This is a genomic window from Roseococcus sp. (assembly GCF_965227005.1).
In the GTDB taxonomy this organism is placed as follows: Bacteria; Pseudomonadota; Alphaproteobacteria; order Acetobacterales; family Acetobacteraceae; genus Roseococcus.
In genome coordinates this window covers 310772-332336 of sequence record NZ_CBDDFJ010000017.1, presented here as the reverse complement: position 1 = coordinate 332336, position 21565 = coordinate 310772, and the positions used below count along the sequence as shown (strand labels likewise).

Sequence of the window (21565 nt, the reverse complement as noted above, 5' to 3'; positions counted from 1 at the left end):
CAGACGATTCCGTCTGATCAGGTGATGCTCCAGGACGGGCGAGGAGGCTCAGCCCCCCGCATCGCCGCCGCCCTCGCGCTTCAGCGGCGCGAGGAAACGCAGCGTGAGGAAGGTCATCACGCTGATCACCACGGCCACGTCATGGACGCCGAGGCCGACGGAGACGCCCACGGCGCCGGTGGCCCAGAGGCTCGCCGCCGTCGCGGTGCCATAGACCGAAGTGCCATGCTTGATGATGGCGCCGCCGCCGATGAAGCCGATGCCGGTGATGACGCCCTCGATCACCCGCGCCGCCCCTTCCGGATGGGTGGCCAGCAATCCCTCCGTCGCCTGTACGAAGCCGCAGGCCGCGATCGCGACAAGCGGGAAGGTGCGCAGCCCAGCGCTCCGCTCGGCGCGCTCGCGATCCCAGCCGATGGGAATGGCCAGCACATAGGCGATGCCGAGCGCGACCAGATGTGGCGCGACGGCGAAGGTGTCGATCATTCCTTGGCCTCCCTTTCGCCCAGCCCCGCCAGCACGGCCCGCGCCACGGGCGTCGCGAAGATGCCCTCTGCATCCAGCGCGATGCGGTGGCGCCAGTTGGCGCGCTCGCGATCCGTGCCGGGCAGGTTCACGGCAACCCGCTCGCCAGCGAGGTCCTCCGCCTGGACGAGCAGCATGAGCGAGGGGGTCGCGGCGACATAGGCGTGGATGGCGCCAGCCAGTTCCGGGGGCATCGGACCCTCGACGGCGTCCGGCACCTCGATCCCGGCGGCGCGGAGCGCGGCGAAGAGCGTCTCCTGCTCCATCAGCCGCTCGGCCCGCGCATCCTCGGCATCGGCCGCGCCGAGCAGGCCCAGCGCCTGCCGCTCGGCGATATCCGCGCCCTCCCACCAGCCGGCCAGGGTCGGCAGGTCGTGAGTAGCGATGCAGGCCGCGGCCAAGGCCGGGTAGTGGTCGGGCGGGGAGAAGGCCTGCCCGTCGCGCTCGAACCAGAGCACCCGATAGGAGAGCGCGCGCGCCTCGTGCAGCGCCTCGCGCAGGCCGGGCGGGACGGTCCCCAGATCCTCGCCCACGACGACGCAGCCGGCCCGGTGCGATTCCAGCGCCACCTCGCCCATCGAGGCCTGGAAAGGCTGGTCGAGATAGCAGCCCTCGGCGGCCGAGGCGCCCTCCGGCACCAGGAAGAGCCGCTTCAGCCCCAGCACATGATCGATCCGCAGCGCCGTGGCGTGGCGCATATTGGCCCGGATGAGGGTGGCGAAGGCGGCGTGCCCGCTGGCCTCGGCGGCGATGGGGTCGGGCGGGGGCACACCCCAGACCTGGCCGAGGGGCCCCAGCGGATCGGGTGGCGCGCCGATGGACAGGCCGGGCAGGAAGCCGCCATCGCCGGACCAGAACTCGGCGCCGTCGGCCGCGGTGCCCACCGCGAGGTCGCGATAAAGGCCCGCGCCGGCGGCTGCCGCCTCGGCCAGCTGGCGATCGGCGGTGAATTGCAACCAGGTGTGGAAGCCGACCGCCTCGGCCTCCTGCGCGCAGAAGGCGGCGACGGCGGCATCGCGGCCGTGGCGCAGGCCGGCGGGCCATTGGCGGGCGTCGCTGTGGCCGGCGCGTTCGGCCAGGGCGTTGAAGGCGGCGAAGCGATCCAGGGCCGAGCCGCCCGCCGCGCGGAAGGCGGCGAAGGCGGGATCGGCGCGGTCGAAGCGCGCCCAGGCAGCGTGCAGCGCGGCGCGCTTGGCCTGCCACACGGCGGGATAGTCCACCGAATCCAGCGCGCGGAGGGCCGAGAAATCGCCGCCGCCGAGCCGGGCGACGTCGATCAGCATCGGCTCCAGGAAGCGCCGGTCGGAGGGCTGGTAGGGGCTGGCGCGCTCGCGCTCGGTGGGGTGCAGCGCGTGCGGCGGGCTGATGCCGAGCCACAATGCCCCTCGCGCGCCCGCATGCCGCGCGAGCTCGGCGATGGCGGTGAAGTCGCCCATGCCCTGGTCGGCGGCGTGGCGCAGGGAATAGCTCTGGGCGGTGAGGCCGAAATGGCGCTGCCCGGCCTCCATGGAGGGCGGCAGGTAGCAGGCGGGCGGCGCCGCGGTGATGCGGCAAAGCGCCCCGCGCCAGCGCAACATGTGGCGGCCCATCGGCAGGGGAGGCAAGGCGACGCGGCCGCCTTCCGGCGTCAGGACGAGGGCGCTGGTGCGGCCATCCTCGAGCGTGAGCTCCAGCTGCAGCCGCGCGGGCATGCCATCGCCGAGCAGGATCTCCGTCGGCTCCTCCGCGCGCGCGACGATATGCGCGGGCAGCACAGGGCGTTGCCGGCGTCGGGCCAGGCTGTCGCGCGCCTGGGCGGCGGTCTCGGCGGGCAGGCCGAGCGCGCCGAGGATCTGCCGCAGCGTGGCCTCCGGGACGTGATGCTCGCGCCCCTCCAGGTCCTGCCAGACGGGGGCGAGGCCGGCGGCCGCGGCCAGCCGGGCGATGCTGTCCGGATCGGCGGCATCGGGGCTGCGGGCGCGGCTTGGCGTCTCGGCCAGCAGCACCACCGAGCGCGGGGCGAGCCCGCCGATCGTCGTGGAATCGGGCCGTGCGCTATCGGCCAGCAGCGCCCAGCCATAGCCCCAGCGCGGGGAGGGGAGGCGCAGCGGATAGGCCTCGTTTGCGCCGTTGCAGGCCAGCACCACGCGGTCGTCGCCGTGATGCAGCACCGCGACCAGGCAGCGGGCGTGGCCCCAGTCGTGGGGGGAGATGGCGTGGCCATCGGCATGGAGCCAGGTGACGTCGGGCAGGCCCGTGCCCTCCTGCCGCTCGCCAGTCAAGGCGACGGGCGCGTGCAGGGCGGGATGCGCCTTGCGCGCGGCGATAAGCTTCGCGGTGAAGTCCACGAGGCCCTGGTCCATCCCCGCCCAGTCGAGCCACATGCCCGCATGGTCCTGGGCATAGGCGTTGTTGTTGCCGGACTGGCTGCGGCCGGCCTCGTCGCCCATGGCGATCATCGGCAGGCCGCGCGCGGCGAGCAGGGTCGCCATCAGGGATCGGACATCGCCGTCCCGTCGCGCCTGGATCGCGGCGTCGTCGGTCGGGCCCTCGACGCCATGGTTCCAGGAATGGTTGTCGCCGGTGCCGTCGCGGTTCTCCTCGCCATTGGCGAGGTTGTGGCGGTGCTCGTAGCTGACGAGGTCGCGCAAAGTGAAGCCGTCATGGGCGGTGATGAAGTTCACGCTGTCGCCGATGCGGTCAGGGAAGACGTCCGCCGAGCCGGCGAGGCGCGTCGCCAGCGGCCCGAGGGACCGGGTCCGCGTGCCGTGCCAGAAGCGGCGGACATCGTCGCGGAAGTGGTCGTTCCATTCCGCCCAGCCGGCGGGATAGCGGCCGAGCTGATAGCCGCCCGGGCCGATATCCCAGGGCTCGGCGATGATGCGGCGGGTGCGCAGCATGGGGTCCTGGCGCATCGCCAGCAGCAGCGGCGCGTCGGGCGTGAAGCCCGTCCGCGTGCGGCCGAGGGTGGTGGCGAGGTCGAGCCGGAAGCCGTCCACCCCCGCCTGCCCGGCCCAGTGGCGCATCGCATCCATGGCCAGGCGCAGCGGCCAGGGCTGGTCCAACGCCAGGGTGTTGCCGCAGCCGGTGTCGTTGGCCAGCGAGCCATCGGGGTTATGGCGATACCAGGCCTCGTTGCCGAGGCCGCGCAGGCTGAGCGTGGGGCCGAGCGCGTCGCCCTCGCCGCTGTGGTTCAGCACGATGTCGAGGATCACCCCGATGCCGGCGGCGCGCAGCGCGGCGACGGCGGCGCGCACCTCGGCCATGCCGCCGGGTGCGAGGCGCGGATCGGGCGCCAGCCAGCAGACGGAGTTGTAGCCCCAGTAATTGCTCAGCCCGAGCGGGCCGAGATGGCGCTCATCCACCCAGGCCGCCGTGGGCAGCAGCTCGACCATGGTGACGCCCAGGCGCGTGAGATGGGCGATGGCGGCCGGGTGGGCGAGGCCGGCGAAGGTGCCGCGCAGGGCCTCGGGAATCTCGGGATGCTGCCTGGTGAAGCCCCGGACGTGCATCTCGTAGAGGACCTCGGGCCGGGCCGGCATCGCGCGCCAGTCCTGCGGCGGTAGCGGCGCCTGCACGAGGGCGCGGACGAGATGCGGCCCGCTATCGGCTTGGTCGGGCTCCTCGCCGGTGTCGAAGGCGCAGGGGGGGGCGTGCACCGGGCCTTCCAGCGCCCGCGCCCAGGGGTCGAGCAGCAGCTTCTGGGGGTTGAAGCGATGCGCCCAGGGCCCGGAGGCGCGCAGGCCATAGGCGGTCCCCGGCGCGATGCCCGGGATATGGCCGAAAAAGACATCGCCCTGCCGTGAGGGCAGCGCGTGCCGCGCGACTTCGCGTCCCTCCTCGAAGACGCAAAAGAAGAGTTCGGTCGCCCCTGGAGCGGGAATGGCGATGTCGATGCCGTCCCCGTTTAGGGTGACGCCCAGGCCGGGCGGGGGAGGCGCGAGGCCGCGCCCGTCAGCCACGCGCGGCAACCATCGTCCGGAAGACGGCCGCGTATTTCTTCGCCGAACGCGACCAGGAGACATCCTGCGCCATGGCATTGGCCTGAACCTGCCGCATCAGCGCCGGTTCCCGATACAGCGCGACGGCCCGCTCGATGGCGGCCGAGAGCATCTCCGGCCCGACCGGCGCAAAGTTGAAGCCCGTCCCCGCGCCCGAGGCCAGGGCCATCTCATTGGCGTCGACCACGCTGTCGGCGAGCCCGCCGACATGGGCCACGACCGGCGGCGCGCCATAGCGCAGGGCGCAGAGCTGGCCGAGGCCGCAGGGCTCGAAGCGCGAGGGCATCAGGATGAAATCGGCCCCGCCATAGCAGAGGCGGGCGAAGCCCTCGTCGAAGCCGATGAAGCTGCCGACGCGGCCGATCTGCGTGGCCGTCGCGCCATGCACGCGCTCCTCCAGCGCGGCCTCGCCACTGCCCAGGATGGCGAGCTGCCCGCCTTGGTCGAGGATCGCCGGCAGGGCCTCCAGAATGAGGTCCACGCCCTTCTGCCAGGCGAGGCGGCCGATGAAGGCGAAGAGCGGGGCGTTCGGATCCGCGGCCAGGCCCATGCGGGCCTGCAGTTCCTTCTTGTTCGCCGCGCGCGCCGCCGCAGCGGTCCGGGCGGTGAAGCGCACGGGCAGGTGGGAATCGGCCGCGGGATCCCACTCCTGGGTGTCGAGCCCGTTGAGGATGCCGCCGACGGCCGCGCCCCGGCCGCGCAGCAGCCCGTCCAGCCCCATGCCCCATTGCGGCGTGCGGATCTCGGCGGCGTAGCCGGGCGAGACGGTGGAGACGCGGTCGGCGAACCAGATGCCGGCCTTGAGGTAGCCGACCATGCCGAAATATTCGAGGCCCGCCGTCCGGAAGGCTTCGGGCGGCAGGCCGAGCAGCCCGAACATATTCGCCGGGAACTGCCCCTGGAAAGCGAGGTTGTGGATGGTGAAGAGCGTGGGAATCCGAGACGCGGCGAAGCGCAGATAGGCGGGCGCGAGCCCCGCCTGCCAGTCATGCGCATGCACGGCATCGAAGCCTGCCATGGCGCCCACGCCCTGCGCCGCCTGGGCGGCGGCGCGGCCCAGGGCGGCGAAGCGCATGGCGTTGTCCGGCCAGTCGGTGCCCGTCGGCTGGAGATAGGGCGAGCCGGAACGGGCGAAGAAATGCGGCGCGTCGAGCACCAGCAGATCACGCCCCGCCGCCTTGGCGCGGACCAGCCGCGCCGGCGCGCCGAAGAAGTCGGCGACGGGCTCGCTCGCCTGCACGGGCCCCAGCGCGCTCATCACGGCGGGGTATCCCGGCAGCATGGTGGTGACCGCCACGCCCTCGACCGCCAGCGCGGCGGGCAGGGCGCCCACCACATCGGCGAGGCCGCCGGTCTTCACGAAGGGAAAGCCCTCCGAGGCGACGGCCAGCACGCGCAGCGGCGCGGAAGGCGCGCTCATGCGAGGCGGTCGAGCATCGCCTGGGTGACGAGGCAGACGCCCTTTTCCGAGACACGGAACCGCCGCGCATCCTCCACGGGATCCTCGCCGATCACCATGCCATCCGGAATGCGCACGCCGCGATCCACCACCACCCGCGTGAGCCGCGCGCCGCGGCCGACATCGACGTCGGGCAGCAGCACCGCGCCATCGACCCGGGCATAGGAGTGCAGATGCACGCTCGTGAAGAGCAGCGAGCGATGCGCCGAGGCGCCCGAGACGATGCAGCCGCCGGAAACCAGCGAGGAGATCGCCTCGCCCCGGCGCCCCGCCTCGTCATGCACGAATTTGGCCGGGGGGACGACCTCGCCATAGGTCCAGATGGGCCAGGCTTTATCGAAGAGATCGAGCGGGGGGATGATGTCGGTGAGGTCGATATTGGCCTCCCAATAGGCGTCCAGCGTGCCGACGTCGCGCCAATAGGGCGCCTCCTCCATGCTGGAGCGCACGCAGCTCCGCTCGAAGCGATGGGCGGCCACGCGGCCGTTCTCGACCAGCCAGGGGATGATGTCCTTGCCGAAGTCGCGGCTGGAATTCGGGTCCGCCGCGTCGCGCTTCAGCTGCTCGATGAGGAATTTCGTCTCGAAGACGTAGATGCCCATGGAGGCCAGAGCGAGATCGGGGCGGCCGGGGATGCCGGGAGGATCCTTGGGCTTCTCGACGAATTCCACGACCTGGCCCTGCGCATCGACCGCCATCACGCCGAAGCCCGAGGCCTCGGCCCTGGGCACGGCCATGCAGGAGACGGTGCAATCCGCCCCCATGTCCACATGCTGCTGCAGCATGCGCTCGTAATCCATCTTGTAGATGTGGTCGCCGGCCAGGATGACCATGTGCCGGGGTGCCAGGTCCTCGATGATGTCGATGTTCTGGAACACCGCATCGGCCGTGCCGAGATACCAGGAATTCTCGGACACCCGCTGGCTGGCGGGCAGGATGTCGAAGCTCTCGTTGCGCTCGTGACGAAGGAAGTTCCAGCCGCGCTGAAGGTGCCGGATCAGGCTGTGCGCCTTGTACTGCGTCGCGACGGCGACGCGGCGGATGCCCGAATTGATGGCGTTGGACAGCGCGAAGTCGACGATGCGCGACTTGCCGCCGAAGAAGACGGCGGGCTTGGCGCGCCGGTCGGTCAGCTCCATCAGCCGCGACCCGCGGCCGCCCGCCAGGACGAAGGCCATCGCGGTGCGGGCGAGGGGTGTGGGCGCAAGTGCGCGGTCAGGCATGCGGTTCCTCCGGGGACGCGTCTGGCGTCTCCCAAGCGTCAGCTACGAGATAAATGGTTGCAAGCGGGGGCAGAAGCACTTTCGCCGAGGCCGGCTGCCCGAAAGCCGGTTTCGCCACGGCGGTCACGAGGCCGAGATTTCCCTGGCCCGAGCCGCCATAGGCTTCGGCATCCGTGTTCAGCACCTCCCGCCACAACCCGGCCCGCGGCAGGCCGATGAGGGCGTCAACCCGCGGAATGGGCGTGAAGTTGCACAGCACCGCGACGGGCGGCCCGCCCTCGCCGTCGAAGCGCAGCCAGCTCAGCACGGAGCGATCCGCGTCGTCGGCGTCGATCCAGGCGAAGCCCTCGGATCGCGTGTCGGCCGCATGCAGCGCGGGGATCTCGCGATGGAGGCGGTTGAGGGCGCGGATGAGCGACTGCACGCCCTTGTGGTTGCGGTATTCGAGCAGCCACCAGTCGAGCTCGCGCTCCTCGGACCATTCGCGCCATTGGCCGAATTCCTGGCCCATGAAGATCAGCTTCTTGCCCGGATGGCCCCACATGAAGGCGTAGTAGACGCGCAGATTGGCGAAGCGCCGCCAGTCGTCGCCCGCATCGCCGGGCATGCGGCCGAGGATGGTGCCCTTGCCATGCACCACCTCGTCGTGGCTGAGGGGCAGGACGAAGTTCTCGTTGAAGGCATAGAGCAGCCCGAAATTCATGAGCTGATGGGCCCCGCGCCGTTGCAGCGGGTCCTTCTGCACATAGCGCAGGGTGTCGTTCATCCACCCCATGTTCCATTTGAAGCCGAAGCCCAGCCCGCCCTCCTCGACGGGCGCGGAAACGCCGGTCCAGTCCGTCGCCTCCTCGGCGATCATGAGCGCGCCGGGCGCCTGCTCGGCCAGCATCGCATTCGTGCGGCGCAGGAAGCCCACGGCATCGCGATTGTCGTTGCCGCCATCCTCGTTGGGCTCCCATTCGCCGGGGCCGCGCGAATAGTCGAGGTGGATCATGGAGGAGACGGCGTCCACGCGCAGGCCGTCCGCATGGAAGCGCTCCATCCAGAAGAGCGCGTTGGAGGCAAGGAAGGCCTGCACCTCCTTGCGGCCGTAATCGTAGATCGCCGTCTTCCAGTCCGGATGATAGCCGCGCCGGGGGTCGGGATGCTCGTAGAGCGCGGTGCCGTCGAAGCGCGCGAGGCCGTGGGCGTCCTCGGGGAAATGCGCCGGCACCCAGTCGAGGATGACGCCGATGCCCGCCGCATGCGCCGCATCGATCAGCCGCGCGAGGCCAAGCGGAGGGCCCATCCGTGCGGTGACGGCGTGCAGCCCGATCGGCTGGTAGCCCCATGAGGCATCGAGGGGATGCTCCATCACGGGCATGAACTCGATATGCGTGAAGCCGAGATCCTTCACATAAGGAATGAGGTCGGCGGCGAGCCGGTCCCAATCCCAGTAGCGGCCGTCCGGATGCAGCTTCCAGGAGGGCGCGTGCACCTCGTAGATGCTCATCGGCGCGCGGCGGTGATCCTTCCGCCCGCGGGCCTCCATCCAGGCCGCGTCGGTCCATTCGAAGCCGTCGAGCCGGGCGACGACGCTGGCATTGGCTGGGCGCAGCTCCGCCGCGAAGCCCACGGGATCGGCCTTGAGCGGCATGAGCTCGCCCTGGGCGCCGAGGATCTCGTATTTATAGGCGACGCCCTCGCCGAGGCCGGGGAGGAAGATCTCCCACAGCCCGGAATCCACGCGCCGGCGCATGGCGTGCACGCGCCCGTCCCAGCGGTTGAACGCGCCGACCACGGAGACGCGCCGGGCATTGGGCGCCCAGACCGCGAAGCGCACGCCCTCCACGCCCTCATGCGTCAGCAGATGGGCGCCGAGCCGCTCGTAAAGGCGTTGATGCGTGCCCTCAAGCAGCAGGTGATCGTCCAGCGGGCCGAGCGTGGGGCCGAAGGCATAGGGGTCGAGGATGTCCATCTGCCCTCCGCTTTCGTGGACCCGCAGCCGGTAGGGCGCGGGCAGGGACGCACCGGCGCGCAGGCCCTCGAAGAGGGCGCTGTCGCCACGACGGGTCAGCTCCAGGCTGCGCCCATCGTCGAAGATCGCCTCGACGGCATCGGCCTTGGGGCGAAGGACGCGGACCGCCACGCCGCCGCTGGCCGCATGCGGGCCGAGCACGGCGAAGGGATCCGCGTGGCGGGCCTCCAGCAGGGCCGCCGCATCCCCATCGCCCGTGCGCCAGGCGTCGGGCATCGCCTAGCCCGGCACCGGCACTTGCCAGATCTCCTGCGCGTATTCGGAGATGGTCCGGTCCGAGGAGAACCAGCCCATATTGGCGGTGTTCAGGATGGCAGCCTGCGCCCAGTCGGCGGGCCTGGCCCAGCGCTGCGCGACCTTGCGCTGCGTGTCGTAATAGCTGTCGAAATCGGCGGTCACGAGGAAGTGGTCGTGGTCGCGCAGCATCTGCATCAGGTCGCGATAGCGTTCGGGATCGTCGGGCGAGAAGACGCCCGAGGAGATGGCCTCGATCACCTGCTGCAGGCGCTCCGAGCCGTCGATGGAATCCTGGCCTTTCCAGCCCTCGGCGCGGCGGTGCGCCACCTGCTCCGTGGTCAGGCCGAAGATGAAGATGTTCTCGTTGCCGACATGCTCGTGGATCTCGACGTTCGCGCCGTCCATGGTGCCGATGGTGAGCGCGCCGTTGAGCGCCAGCTTCATGTTGCCGGTGCCCGAGGCCTCCATCCCCGCCGTGGAAATCTGCTCGGAGAGATCGCAGGCGGGCACGATCATCTCGGCGAGTGAGACATTGTAGTTGGGCAGGAAGGCGACCTTCAGCCGGTCGCGAATGGCGGGGTCGCGGTTGACCGTGCGCGCGATGTCGTGGGCGAGCTTGATGATGAGCTTGGCGCGGTGATAGCTCGCCGCCGCCTTGCCGGCGAAGATTTTCACGCGCGGCACATAGTCGCGATGCGGCTGGGCGCGCATCTCGTTGTAGAGCGCCACCGTCTCCAGCAGGTTCAGCAGCTGGCGCTTGTATTCGTGGATGCGCTTGATCTGCACGTCGAACAGCGCGGCGGGGTCGACGCGGACGTTGATCTCGCGGCGAATGAGCGCGGCCAGCGCCTCCTTGTTCTTGCGCTTCACCGCCATGAAGCGGTCCTGGAAGCTGGCATCTCCGGCGAGCGGCTTGAGCCCGACGAGGGCGGTCGGCTTGTCGAGGAATTCCGGGCCGATCGTGTCGGTCAGCAGTCCGGTCAGCCCCGGATTGCACTGCTGCAGCCAGCGGCGGAAGGTGATGCCGTTGGTCTTGTTGGTGATGCGCCCGGGGAAGAGCGCGTTGAAGTCGCGGAAAACCGTCTTCTTCAGCAGGTCCGAATGGAGCGCGGAGACGCCGTTCACCTTGTGCGATCCCACGAAGGCGAGGTTGCCCATGCGCACGCGCCGGCCATGCCCCTCCTCGATGAGCGAGACCGAGGCCAGCAGCCCCATATCGCCCGGATGGGCCGCGCTCACCGCATCCAGATGGATGGCGTTGATCAGGTAGATGATCTGCATGTGGCGCGGCAGCAGCCGCTCCATCAGCGCGACCGGCCAGGTCTCAAGCGCCTCGGGCAGCAGGGTGTGGTTGGTGTAGGAGATGGTGGCCTGGGTGACGCGCCAGGCATCGGTCCAGAGCATGCCGTGATCGTCGAGCAGGATGCGCATGAGCTCGGCGACGACGATGGCCGGATGCGTGTCGTTGAGCTGGATGGCCACGCGGTCGGGCAGAGTCTCGAGGCTGCCATAGACGCGAGTGTGGCGGCGGATGAGGTCCTGCAGGGCGGCGGAGGAGAAGAAGAACTCCTGCCGCAGCCGCAGCTCGAGGCCGGCCGGGCTGTCGTCCGACGGGTAGAGCAGGCGCGAGATGGCCTCGGCCCGCACGCGATCCGAAAGCGCACCAATATGGTCGCCGCGGTTGAAGGCGTCGATCTGCAGCGGGTCGGCCGCGCGGGCGGACCACAGCCTCAGCGTGTTCACATGCTTGCCGCGCCAGCCGACGATGGGCGTGTCATAGGCGACGGCGAGCACCGTCTCGCCGGGCTTCCAGACCTGGCGTTCCTCGCCGTCCTCGCCCTCGACATCCTCGACCGTGCCGCCGAAGCCGATGCGATGCGCGATCTCGGGCCGGGCGAATTCCCAGGGGTTACCGTATTCGAGCCAGTTCTCGGGATATTCCTCCTGCCAGCCCTGGCGGATCACCTGGCGGAAGAGGCCGTGATCGTAGCGGATGCCATAGCCGAAGGCGGGAATCTGCAGGCTGGCAAGGCTCTCCATGAAGCAGGCGGCCAGGCGCCCCAGGCCACCATTGCCCAGCGCGGCATCCGGCTCGCTGGCGAAGACTTTCTGCGGGTCCACCTCCAGCGAGGCGAGCGCGTCCTTCACCTCGGCCGTCAGCTGGAAATTGGTGATGTTCTCGCGCAGCAGCCGGCCGATCAGGAATTCCAGCGAAAGGTAATAGACCTGCTTGTTCCCCTGCTCGTAGGTGGCGCGCATGTCCTTGAGCCAGGGCTCCACCACGCGGTCGCGCACGGCCAGCGCGGTGGCGATGAACCAGTCGCGGTCCAGCGCGCCGGCGCGGCTCTTGCCGAGATCGAAGGTCAGCTTGCGCAGGATGGTGTCGCGCAGCGTCTCGCCGGACGCGCAGCTCGGCGCGGCGTCGTGGGGCGCGGCGGGCAGGATGGGGCCTTCGACTTCGTTCAAGGGCGTGGTCCTCGGTCTCTGGGTGCGTTCGGCAAGGGTCGCATGGATCGCCGGCCTGCCATATGCGGCGGGGCCGGGGGTATCTTATTCCGCAATCGCTGCGTTTTCCTGAAGGAAGGCCTCGAGTTCCGCGCGATGGGCGGTCGCGCCGTCGCGGGCGCGCAGCGCGCCGGCGGCGCTGCTGAAGCGGATCGCCGCCTCCATCTCCATGCCCTCGGCCATGGCGAGGGCGAAGGCGCCGTGGAAGACATCGCCCGCGCCGGTCGTGTCACTCGCCGTCACGCGGAAGATGGGCGTCTCGCGGATCCTTTCCTCGCCGCGCAGGATCCACAGCGTGCTCTTCTCGCCGCGGGTGACGGCCGCCATCTGCGTGACGCCTTCCGACACGGCCTTGCGCAGCGCCTCGGGCGCCCGTGCGCCGGAGCCGTAATTGGTGAGCCCGGTGACGGAGAAGATCGCGTAGCGGACGCGCGGCACCAGATCGAGCAGCAGCCGCGTCTCGCTGCGCTCGCCGTCCAGCACGGTGGGAATGCCGCGCTGCTCCGCCGCTTCAAGCGCAGCCTGCGCGCCCTCCGGCCAGCGGGGATCGCAGAGCAGGGCGCCTGCCTTGTCGAGTGTGTCCAGGGGGAGCCAGGAGGGATCGGGGTCCAGGCCCTCGCCGCGATAGCCCAGGGTCACGCGTTCACCCAGCGGATCCACCAGAACGGCCGCGACGGCGCTGCGCCCCCCGGGGATCCGCTTCATGCCGCCGAGCTCGATGCCCTCCGTCGTCAGGCCATCGATCAGGATATCGGCATTGCCGTCATCGCCCAGCCGGCCCCAATAGGCGGCGCGCCCGCCGAGGCGGCGGACGGCGATCGCCGCATTGGCCGCCATCCCGCCGATCTTGAGCTCATAGCCGCGGGCACGGGCCTTGGCCGGCGCCTGCGGGATCTCGTCGACCTTGAAGGTGTGATCGGCGACCACGCTGCCGAGGCAGATCACGAGGGGGGAGTCGGATGTGCTCATTCGATCGAAGCTAGACCAGGACCGCGTCGCGTTGAAACCGCGTTGATGCGGCGCGGCACGGGAAAATCGCTTCATTTTGAAGACACTGGGAGGTTCGCTGATGCATTGCGGGACTCAACGCCCCAGTTGCGGCGCGGATGCATGGCCTCCCCGGATTGCCGCCTTGAGGCCGCTGCCCTCATGATGCGCCAGCGAGGAATATGAAGGATCCGGCACGGACATGGCGTCACCCCTGCACCCCGATTGCGTCGCCTTCCTGAAGCTCGTGGAGGAACTGGGGCGGCCTCGCTTCGAGGACATGGATTACCCCGAGACACGCGAGCTCTATGCGGGCGGGCGCCGCGTTCTCCAGCCGCCCTCGCCGGAAGTGGCCGAGGCGCGCGATCTCACTCTGCCCAGCGGCGTGCCCGCGCGGCTCTACCGTCCGCTCGGCAGCGCCTCGGGCGAGAGGCTGCCCTGCCTGGTCTTCGCCCATGGCGGCGGCTGGGTCGTGGGCGACCTCGACACGCATGACCATCCCGCGCGGAGTATCGCCAATCTCTCGGGCTGCGCCGTCCTGAGCGTGGACTACCGCCTCGCGCCCGAGCATCGCTTCCCGGCCGCCGTGGAGGATTTCGGCGAGGCGGTGCACTACGCCCATGTGAATGCCGCGGCCCTCGGCCTCGACCCCGACCGTCTCGCCGTGGGGGGCGACAGCGCGGGCGGCAATCTCGCGGCCGTGGCGGCCCTGATGGCGCGCAACGGCACCCTGCCGCCGCTGCGCTTCCAGATGCTGATCTATCCGGTCACCGACATGGCGCAGACCCATGGCAGCTACGCCCGCTTCACCGCGGGCCTGCCGCTGACGGACGCCACCATGCGCTGGTTCCGCAGGCATTACGCGCCCGAGCCGGCGTCCTGGAGCGACTGGCGGGTCTCGCCGCTGCGCGCCGCCAGTCTCGCCGGCACCGCGCCGGCCTTCGTGCTGACGGTGGGCCACGATCCGCTCTGCGACGAGGGGCAGGACTATGCGGCGCGGCTGGAGCGCGAGGGCGTGCGCGTGATCCACGTCCATGCCGCCGACATGCTGCACGGGGTGATGACCATGAGCGCCATCATCAAGCCGGCGCTGAACTACATCGACATGGCCGCGCGCGCCCTGCGCGACGCGATGGCGTAGAGCACGATCGCCGAACGACGGGGGAGGAGAGAAGAATGCGCTTCAACGGAAAGGTCGCCGTCATCACCGGCGCCGCCAACGGGATCGGGCTGGAGGCCGCGCAAAGCTTCGCGCGCGAGGGCGCGAAGGTGCTGCTGGTGGACCGCGACGCGGCGGGCGAGGCGCAAGCCGCCGCACTCCGCGCCGAGGGCCTGGAGGCGCGGTTCCAGCAGGCCGACGTCACGAAGTCCGAGGAGGTGCGCGGCTATGTGGACGCGGCGGTCTCCGCCTGGGGCGGCATCCATTGCTTCTTCAACAATGCCGGAATCGAGGGGAAGGTCGCGGCCATCGTCGACCAGGACGAGGCGATGTTCGACCAGGTCATCGCGGTGAATGTCCGCGGCGTCTTCCTCGGCCTCAAGCACGTGCTGCCGGTGATGATCCGCCAGGGTGGCGGCGCGGTGGTGAACACGGCCTCGACGGCGGCCCTCGTGGGCTCGGCCGGCATCTCGCCCTATACCGCCTCCAAGCATGCCGTGCTGGGGCTGACGCGCAGCGTCTCGGGCGAGGTGGCGCGCCAGGGCGTGCGGGTGAACGCGCTCTGCCCCGGGCCGACCGACACGCGCATGATCCACTCGCTGGAGGATCAGGCCAGCGCCCTCGGCGCCAACGACATCACGGAGCGCTACCGCGCCGCGATCCCGCTCGGCCGCTACGTCACGGTGACCGAGGTGGTGGCGATGGTGCTCTTCCTCTGCTCGGATGCGGCAACGGCGATCACCGGAGGGCAGTTCCAGGTGGATGGCGGGCGCACGGCCTGCCCGGGTGGAAGCGCCCTGCGCTAATCCGCCATTCGCCTGTCGCGTAAACTGCGACAGGCGAGGCGCGATGACGGAACAAGGCCGCCTGACTTGAGAGGGGCGAAGCCCCCCTCAGGCCGTGACCTTCTCCAGATAGCTCTGGAAGACGCCCACGTGGTTGAAGGCCTCGTCGCAGGCGTCCGGCCATAGTTCCATCGAGCGGAACCGCACGTCATAGGTCGGCTCCATGGTCGCCTGCATGTTGTGCGCGGAGGCGTCCGGGAAGGGATAGGGCGGGGTGATCCCCACCACCACGCCCGTCTTGCCGCGGATATAGCCCGGCATGCGGTGATGGCCAGGGACGAATTCGTACTTCACCCGCACCGTCTCGCCGATCTCGAAGCTCTTCGGCGGCGAGGCCATGCGCCCGGGACCGATCGGCAAGGCCAGCGGATAGGCGCCGTCGACCAGCGCCTCCAGCTCCTCCCTGGTGACGATGCCCTTCTCCACGCAGAGCGTGGCGGCGGCGGTCAGCACGCGCTCGTAATAGGGCGCGGCCATGTAGTGGATCGGCGCCATCCGCTCGATGGCGTGGCGGTACTCGTCCATGTTGTAGATATGGCTCTTCACCGCGATGGCGGAGAGCGCGCGGGCCAGGGGCTCCCAGGTCTCGTCATGCGGGCGGGCGGGGAATTCGATCGTCCCGAAGCCCTGCTTGCCGCCGAGGTCGTGCATGCTGTCCATGGTTCAGCCCTTGATCTCGTCGAGGCGCGAAGCGCCGATCATGGAATTCTGCGTCACGATCGCCGCCAGCTTCTCGGCCGGCCAGCCGAGGGTCGCCGGCGGCTGGAGGGGCAGCACCATGTAGCGGGTGTCGGCCGTCGTGTCCCAGACGCGGATCTCGGTCGTCGCGGGCAGGTCGAGCCCCATCTCGCGCAGCGCTGTGCGCGACTGGCGCACGACGCGGGCGCGGTACTCCATGTCCTTGTACCAGTCCGGTGCCGCGCCGATGATCGTATAGGCCGTGCAGGAGCACAGCGTGCAGACGATCAGGTTGTGGACGTCGGGCGTGTTCTCCAGCACCACGAGGTGGCGGTGGTGCTCGGGGAAGTCGAAGCCCATCTCGCGTGCGGCGGCCGTGCCGTCCTGGAGCATGCGCTCGCGATAGGCCGGGTCGGTCCAGGCGCGGGCGACCATCTGGCCGCCATTCAAGGTGACCCAGGCCTCCTCGGCATGCTCGGTGAACTCCTCGACGAAGGCCTCGGGCAGGATCCCCTTGCCCTTGAGGACGATCTCGAGGGCTGCGGTTCGTTGCTCGATGGGGGCGGGGGCTTTGACGGCCATGGAAGGCTCTCCTGGATGTCTTGGATTTCCGGGATTGTTGAACGGATTTCCTGCCCGCACAATTGTCCGGCGGCGCGAGGCTGCGGTCTCAGCCAGGACCGGCGCGGCCGATCAGAGCGCGGCGCCGTCCCGCAGCACGGCATGGGCGGCGGCGGTGGCGCCGCCATCGGCCTCGTGCAGCACCAGCCCGGGCAGGATTTCGTCCCCGCCGCGCCCGCCCTTGCGCGCCTGGATGAGGATGCGCTTGGCCGGCGTCCCCACCCGCGGCCAGAGCGGCATCAGCCGCACCGAGCCGCAGCGCGCCTCCCGCAGGCCGGCGGCGGCCTCGGCGAAACGGGAGGCGGGCAGCACCAGGGTCAGGGTGCCCTTGTGGCGCAGCGGGCGGGCGAGGGCGGCGATCCAGGCCGCGAAAGGCACGTCCTCATGCGCCGCCTGGCGCTTGTCGGCCCGCGGCGAGGCGGTTCCGCCCGTCCAATAGGGCGGGTTGGCGAAGGCGTGGTCCAGGGGCGGCAGCGAGGGCAGGGCGCAGCAATCCTCGGCCAGGATGCGGGCCTCCACGCCGTTCAACGCCGCGTTGCGGACCGCGATTTCGGCGACGACCGGGTCGCGCTCCACGGCGATGACGGAAATCCCCGGCACCCGCGCCGCGAGGCACAGGAAGGCGGCACCCGTCCCGCAGCCCAGCTCCAGCACGGTCTGGCCTGTCCGGGCGGGCACGAAGGCGGCCAGCAGAACGGGGTCGATCGCCGCGCGGAAGCCCTGCCGGGGCTGGAGCAGCCGCACCCGCCCGCCGAGCAGCCCGTCCTCGGTCAGCCCATCCTTGGTTGGCTCGTCAGACACCGCTGTCCCGCATCAGGCGCCGGGCCTGCGCCGCGCATTCCGTCTTCACCGCCAGGCGGCGCGGAAAGATCGCCAGCCCCAGCCCGGCCAGGTTCTGGTCGAGCTGGACCGCCTCGATCCCCGCATCCCTCAGCAGGGCCGCGAGAAATTGAATTCGAATCGGATCGGTGTCCTCGGCGACCACTTCCATCGCGGGAAATCCTTGATTTGCCTCGCCTTGCCGCCATGTCGGCAGCTCGGGTATCCTGCATCGGCCCAGGCCCGGTCAAGCGACCGGGTCGAGGCGGGCGTGAACTTCAGGGGTTTGGACGAGTGGCTGGTGCGATCGACGCGAAACGGGACGGCACCAGGGCGCAGGGGGATTCGCGGGAGGATCGGGGCGAGGGCGCTCTGGCCCGGCTGATGGGTCTGGTGGCCGGCGATCTGGCCGCCTGCAACGAACTCATCGTCAAGCGCATGCACAGCCAGGTGGCCCTGATCCCGCAGCTCGCGGCGCATATCGTGGCGGCCGGCGGCAAGCGGCTGCGCCCGCTGCTGACCCTCGCGAGCGCGCGGCTCTGCGGCTATGAGGGCGAGCGCCACATCGCGCTCGCGGCCTGCGTGGAGTTCATCCATACCGCGACCCTCCTGCATGACGACGTGGTGGATGAGAGCGCGCTGCGCCGCGGCCAGGCCAGCGCCAATGCGCTCTTCGGCAACAAGGCCTCGGTGCTGGTGGGCGACTTCCTCTTCGCGCGCGCCTTCCAGCTCATGATCGAGGACAAGAGCCTGGAGGTTCTGCGCATCCTGGCCGCCGCCTCGGCCACGCTCGCCGAGGGCGAGGTGCTGCAGCTCATCACCCAGAACGACCTCTCCAGCACCGAGGCGCAGTATCTGGAGGTGATCGAGGGCAAGACTGCCTCGCTCTTCGCCGCCGCCACGCGCATCGGCGCCGTCGTCGCAGACCGGCCGCTGGCCGAGGCCGAGGCGCTGGACGCCTATGGCCATAACCTCGGCATCGCCTTCCAGCTGGTGGACGACGCCCTCGACTACTCCGCCGAGCAGGCGCGCCTGGGCAAGACCGTGGGCGACGACTTCCGGGAGGGCAAGATCACGCTGCCCGTGCTCCTCGCCTTCCATGACGGCGGCCCCGCCGAGAAGACCTTCTGGAAGCGCACCCTGGAAGACGGCGAGCAAGGCGAGGACGATCTCCCCGAGGGCCAGCGCCTGCTGGCCGCCTGCAAGGGCATCGAGCGCACCGTCGACCGCGCCGAGATCTATGGCGAGGCTGCCATCCGGGCGCTCGACATCTTCCCCGAGAGCGGGGCGAAGCTGGCCCTCATCGACGTCGTGCGCTTCTGCATCGAGCGGGCGCGCTGACGCGACCAGGGGCCGAAGGCCCCCTCTGATCCGGGCCATCGCCCGCCGGCGCTGAGCCGGCGGTTCGATCGGCTTGTGGAACATCGGGCCAAGGTGTGGGACGCCTGACGCATCCCCTCTGATGTCATGTGCCGTTAACGTTCTCCAAAGGGACCGAAGCGGGGTTTCGGCGTGCAAATGCCGGGGACAGCTTCGCGCAGTCCACCCTTCGGAGGCCCAAATGGCTGAACTCGACCAGGTTCTCGCGCATATCGATGCGGATCTCGACGCCGCGCTGGAGCGGCTTTTCGCGACGCTGCGCATCAAATCCATCTCCACCGACCCGGCCTTCGCCAGCGAATGCCAGGCCTGCGCCGACTGGCACGTGGCCGACCTCGCCAGCATCGGCTTCGAGGCCAGCGCCCGGCCGACGCCAGGCCATCCCATGGTCGTGGCGCATGACCGCAGCACGGCCGGCCCCTCGGCGCTCTTCTACGGCCATTACGACGTCCAGCCGGTGGATCCCCTGGAGCTCTGGACCCAGGATCCCTTCGAGCCCGTGATCGAGACGCGCGAGGACGGCACCAAGGTCCTGCGCGGCCGCGGCACGGCGGACGACAAGGGTCAGCTCATGACCTTCGTCGAGGCCTGCCGCGCCTGGAAGGCTGTCACCGGCAAGCTGCCCATCCCGGTCTCCATCATCCTGGAGGGCGAGGAGGAGAGCGGCGGCGTGAACCTGCCGCCCTTCCTGAAGGCCCATGCGGAGGAGCTGAAGGCCGATATCGGCCTGATCTGCGACACCAATATGTGGGACGCGCAGACCCCTGCCATCACCACCATGCTGCGCGGCCTCTGCGGCGAGGAGGTGATCATCCACGCCGCCGACCGCGACCTGCATTCGGGCTTCTACGGCTCGGCCGCGGCCAATCCGAACCGGGTCCTGGCGAAGATCATCGCCGGTCTGCACGACGACAAGGGCCGCGTGACCCTGGCGGGCTTCTACGACGGCGTGCCCGAGCTGCCCGAGGCGCTGCGCGCGCAGTGGGACACGCTGGGCTTCGACCCCGCGAAGTTCCTCGGCACGGTGGGCCTTTCGGTCCCGGCCGGCGAGACGGATCGCTCGGTGCTGGAGATGACCTGGTCGCGCCCGACCTGCGAGATCAACGGCATGGGTGGCGGCTATCAGGGCGCGGGCTTCAAGACCGTGATCCCCTCGGTGGCCTCCGCGAAGATCTCCTTCCGTCTCGTCTTCGACCAGGATCCCCATGCGGTCCGCAAGGCCTTCCGCGCGCATGTGATGGCGAACCTGCCGGCCGATTGCCGCGCCGAGTTCATCGAGCACGGCTCGGGCCAGGCCATTCGCTTCCCTATCGATGCCCCGGCCTTCGAGAAGGCCCGCCAGGCGCTGACCGACGAGTGGAACAAGCCCGGCGTCTTCATCGGCGGCGGCGGGTCCATCCCCGTGACGCACGAGCTCAAGAAGGCCCTGGGGATGGACGTGATCCTGGCCGGCTTCGGCCTGGAGGACGACCGCATCCACAGCCCCAACGAGAAATACGACCTGGAGTGCTTCCGGCGCGGCATCCGCTCCTGGGCTCGCATCCTCGACGCCCTTTCGCGCTAGATCAGGACATAAACCGATGAGTGAAGCCGCCGCGCCAAAGACCGCGATGCAGAAGATGCTGGATGTCGTGGAGCGCGTCGGCAACCGCGTGCCGCACCCCGTTCTCATCTTCGTGATCCTGATCGGTATCGTGATCGCCCTCTCCGCCATCCTCGGCGCGATGGGCGTGAGCGTCTCCTTCCAGCAGGTGAACTACGAGACCGACAAGATCGAGCCCATGACGGTGACGGCGCGCAGCCTGCTCACCGTCGAGGGCATCCGGTTCATGTTCACCGGCGTCGTCCAGAACTTCATGAACTTCAACGCGGTGGGCGTCATCATCATCGCGATGGTGGGCGTGGGCGTCGCGGAGGAGGCGGGGCTCGTCAAGGCGCTGATCCGCAAGCTGGTCGTGGTCGCGCCGCCCAAGGCGCTGACCTATATCCTGGTCTTCGTCGGCATCGTGTCCTCCATCGCGGCCGATGCGGGCTACCTGGTGCTGATCCCGCTGGCCGCGGCGGCCTTCCTCAGCGTCGGGCGGCATCCGCTGGCGGGCCTTGCGGCAGCCTTCGCGGCCGTGGCCTCGGCCTTCCTGGTGAACGTGCTGATCGTGCCGACCGACGGCATCCTGACCGAGATCACCAATGACGCCATCGCGCTCGTCAACCCGAACATCAAGATCGACCTGGCGGCCAATCTCTGGTTCTCCATCGCCTCGGTGGCGCTGCTGACCGTGCTCATCGCGCTTATCACCGAGCGCGTGATCGAGCCGCGCCTGGGCACCTATGTGGGCGACTACAAGCTCGCGGGCGACACCGGCCTGTCGGATGACGAAGGGCGCGGCCTGCGTTGGGCGCTGTGGGGCATGATCGGCGTCTTCGCCTTCCTCGCGCTGCTGACGCTGCCGCCGGGCGCGCCGCTGCGCAATCCGGACACGGGCGCGATCATCGGCAACTCGCCCTTCATGAACAGCCTGATCGTCTCGATCGCGCTGGTCTTCCTGGTCTGCGGCGTGGCCTATGGGCTTGGCGCGCGGACCATGAAGTCCACCAACGACGTGATCGGCGCCATGCAGAAGGCGATCGCGAGCCTTTCCGGCCTGATCCTGCTGCTGCTGGTGATCAGCCAGTTCATCGCCTTCTTCAACTACACCAACATGGCCACCCTGGCCGCCGTCTCCCTGGCCGAAGTGCTGACGCGCGCCAATCTCTCCGCCATCTGGCTGCTGGTCGGCTTCGTGGTGGTGGTCTTCCTGCTCGACCTGATCATCACGGCGGCGATTGCCAAATGGGCCATCTTCGCGCCCATCTTCGTGCCGCTGCTCATGCAGCTCGGCATGTCGCCCGAGGCGGTGCTCGCGGCCTATCGCGTGGGCGATTCGCCGATGAACGCCATCACCCCGCTCAACGCCTATTTCGCGATGATCGTGACCTTCGCCATCAAGTACCAGAAGGACGCGGGCGTCGGCACGGTGATCGCGCTGATGCTGCCCTATGTCATCGTGCTGAGCGTGGTCTGGACCGCCTTCCTGGTGGGTTGGTACCTGCTGGGCCTGCCCTGGGGTCTGGGGGCCTGACCCCAGGCCCG

At 69.8% G+C, this 21565-nt stretch carries 16 protein-coding genes; 5 read left to right on the top strand and 11 right to left on the bottom strand.

Annotated features, from left to right (window positions below; translation table 11 throughout):
• Positions 1-48: 48 nt before the first annotated feature.
• The 7 genes from ACO057_RS08040 to ACO057_RS08010 all read right to left on the bottom strand — a co-directional run bounded on the left by ACO057_RS08040 (position 49) and on the right by ACO057_RS08010 (position 12915).
• On the bottom strand, positions 49-486 hold the full coding sequence (locus ACO057_RS08040; RefSeq protein WP_421990398.1) for an MgtC/SapB family protein: 438 nt from the start codon (positions 484-486) through the stop codon (positions 49-51).
• Positions 483-4466: a glycogen debranching protein GlgX gene (gene glgX, locus ACO057_RS08035; protein WP_421990396.1), complete on the bottom strand. Its 3984-nt coding sequence runs from the start codon at positions 4464-4466 to the stop codon at positions 483-485. Before glgX ends, ACO057_RS08040 begins: the two co-directional genes overlap by 4 nt.
• Entirely contained in the window at positions 4459-5904 is a 1446-nt protein-coding gene (gene glgA, locus ACO057_RS08030; protein ID WP_421990624.1) for a glycogen synthase GlgA, read from the bottom strand. The genes glgX and glgA overlap by 8 nt, the downstream gene beginning before the upstream one ends.
• A gap of 17 nt (positions 5905-5921) precedes the next feature.
• Positions 5922-7187 (bottom strand): glucose-1-phosphate adenylyltransferase, encoded by a 1266-nt coding sequence (gene glgC, locus ACO057_RS08025; RefSeq protein ID WP_421990394.1) that lies wholly within the window; start codon positions 7185-7187, stop codon positions 5922-5924.
• A complete protein-coding gene (gene glgB / locus ACO057_RS08020) occupies positions 7180-9420 on the bottom strand; it encodes a 1,4-alpha-glucan branching protein GlgB (RefSeq protein WP_421990392.1) in 2241 nt (746 codons plus the stop codon). The genes glgC and glgB overlap by 8 nt, the downstream gene beginning before the upstream one ends.
• Before the next feature lie 3 nt (positions 9421-9423).
• Positions 9424-11907: a glycogen/starch/alpha-glucan phosphorylase gene (locus ACO057_RS08015; protein ID WP_421990390.1), complete on the bottom strand. Its 2484-nt coding sequence runs from the start codon at positions 11905-11907 to the stop codon at positions 9424-9426.
• 84 nt (positions 11908-11991) lie between these two features.
• Positions 11992-12915, bottom strand: coding sequence for a PfkB family carbohydrate kinase (locus tag ACO057_RS08010; RefSeq protein ID WP_421990388.1), 924 nt, complete (start codon positions 12913-12915; stop codon positions 11992-11994).
• Positions 12916-13135: 220 nt separating this feature from the next.
• On the opposite strand from ACO057_RS08010, the gene ACO057_RS08005 reads away from it, so the two are divergent.
• Together ACO057_RS08005 and ACO057_RS08000 are read left to right on the top strand one after the other, a co-directional pair.
• A complete protein-coding gene (locus tag ACO057_RS08005) occupies positions 13136-14074 on the top strand; it encodes an alpha/beta hydrolase (RefSeq protein ID WP_421990386.1) in 939 nt (312 codons plus the stop codon).
• Between the two features lie 35 nt (positions 14075-14109).
• The gene (locus ACO057_RS08000; RefSeq protein ID WP_421990384.1) at positions 14110-14898 is read left to right on the top strand and encodes an SDR family NAD(P)-dependent oxidoreductase; all 789 of its coding nucleotides are present in this window, start codon (positions 14110-14112) and stop codon (positions 14896-14898) included.
• Between the two features lie 87 nt (positions 14899-14985).
• On the opposite strand, the gene ACO057_RS07995 is transcribed toward ACO057_RS08000, so the two are convergent.
• From ACO057_RS07995 to ACO057_RS07980, 4 genes are all read right to left on the bottom strand, one after another.
• A complete protein-coding gene (locus tag ACO057_RS07995; protein WP_421990382.1) occupies positions 14986-15597 on the bottom strand; it encodes an SH3-like domain-containing protein in 612 nt (203 codons plus the stop codon).
• A 3-nt stretch (positions 15598-15600) separates the two neighbouring features.
• The gene (locus ACO057_RS07990; protein WP_421990380.1) at positions 15601-16197 is read right to left on the bottom strand and encodes a nitrile hydratase subunit alpha; all 597 of its coding nucleotides are present in this window, start codon (positions 16195-16197) and stop codon (positions 15601-15603) included.
• 111 nt (positions 16198-16308) lie between these two features.
• Positions 16309-17037 (bottom strand): tRNA1(Val) (adenine(37)-N6)-methyltransferase, encoded by a 729-nt coding sequence (locus tag ACO057_RS07985; RefSeq protein WP_421990378.1) that lies wholly within the window; start codon positions 17035-17037, stop codon positions 16309-16311.
• Entirely contained in the window at positions 17030-17227 is a 198-nt protein-coding gene (locus ACO057_RS07980) for a DUF2007 domain-containing protein (RefSeq protein WP_421990376.1), read from the bottom strand. The genes ACO057_RS07985 and ACO057_RS07980 overlap by 8 nt, the downstream gene beginning before the upstream one ends.
• Before the next feature lie 212 nt (positions 17228-17439).
• Between ACO057_RS07980 and ACO057_RS07975 the strand changes: the two genes are divergently transcribed.
• The 3 genes from ACO057_RS07975 to ACO057_RS07965 all read left to right on the top strand — a co-directional run bounded on the left by ACO057_RS07975 (position 17440) and on the right by ACO057_RS07965 (position 21554).
• On the top strand, positions 17440-18396 hold the full coding sequence (locus ACO057_RS07975; protein WP_421990622.1) for a polyprenyl synthetase family protein: 957 nt from the start codon (positions 17440-17442) through the stop codon (positions 18394-18396).
• Positions 18397-18616: 220 nt separating this feature from the next.
• Positions 18617-19999, top strand: a complete 1383-nt coding sequence (locus ACO057_RS07970; protein ID WP_421990374.1) for a M20/M25/M40 family metallo-hydrolase — start codon at positions 18617-18619, stop codon at positions 19997-19999.
• Between the two features lie 16 nt (positions 20000-20015).
• Positions 20016-21554, top strand: coding sequence for an AbgT family transporter (locus ACO057_RS07965; RefSeq protein ID WP_421990372.1), 1539 nt, complete (start codon positions 20016-20018; stop codon positions 21552-21554).
• Positions 21555-21565: the final 11 nt, after the last annotated feature.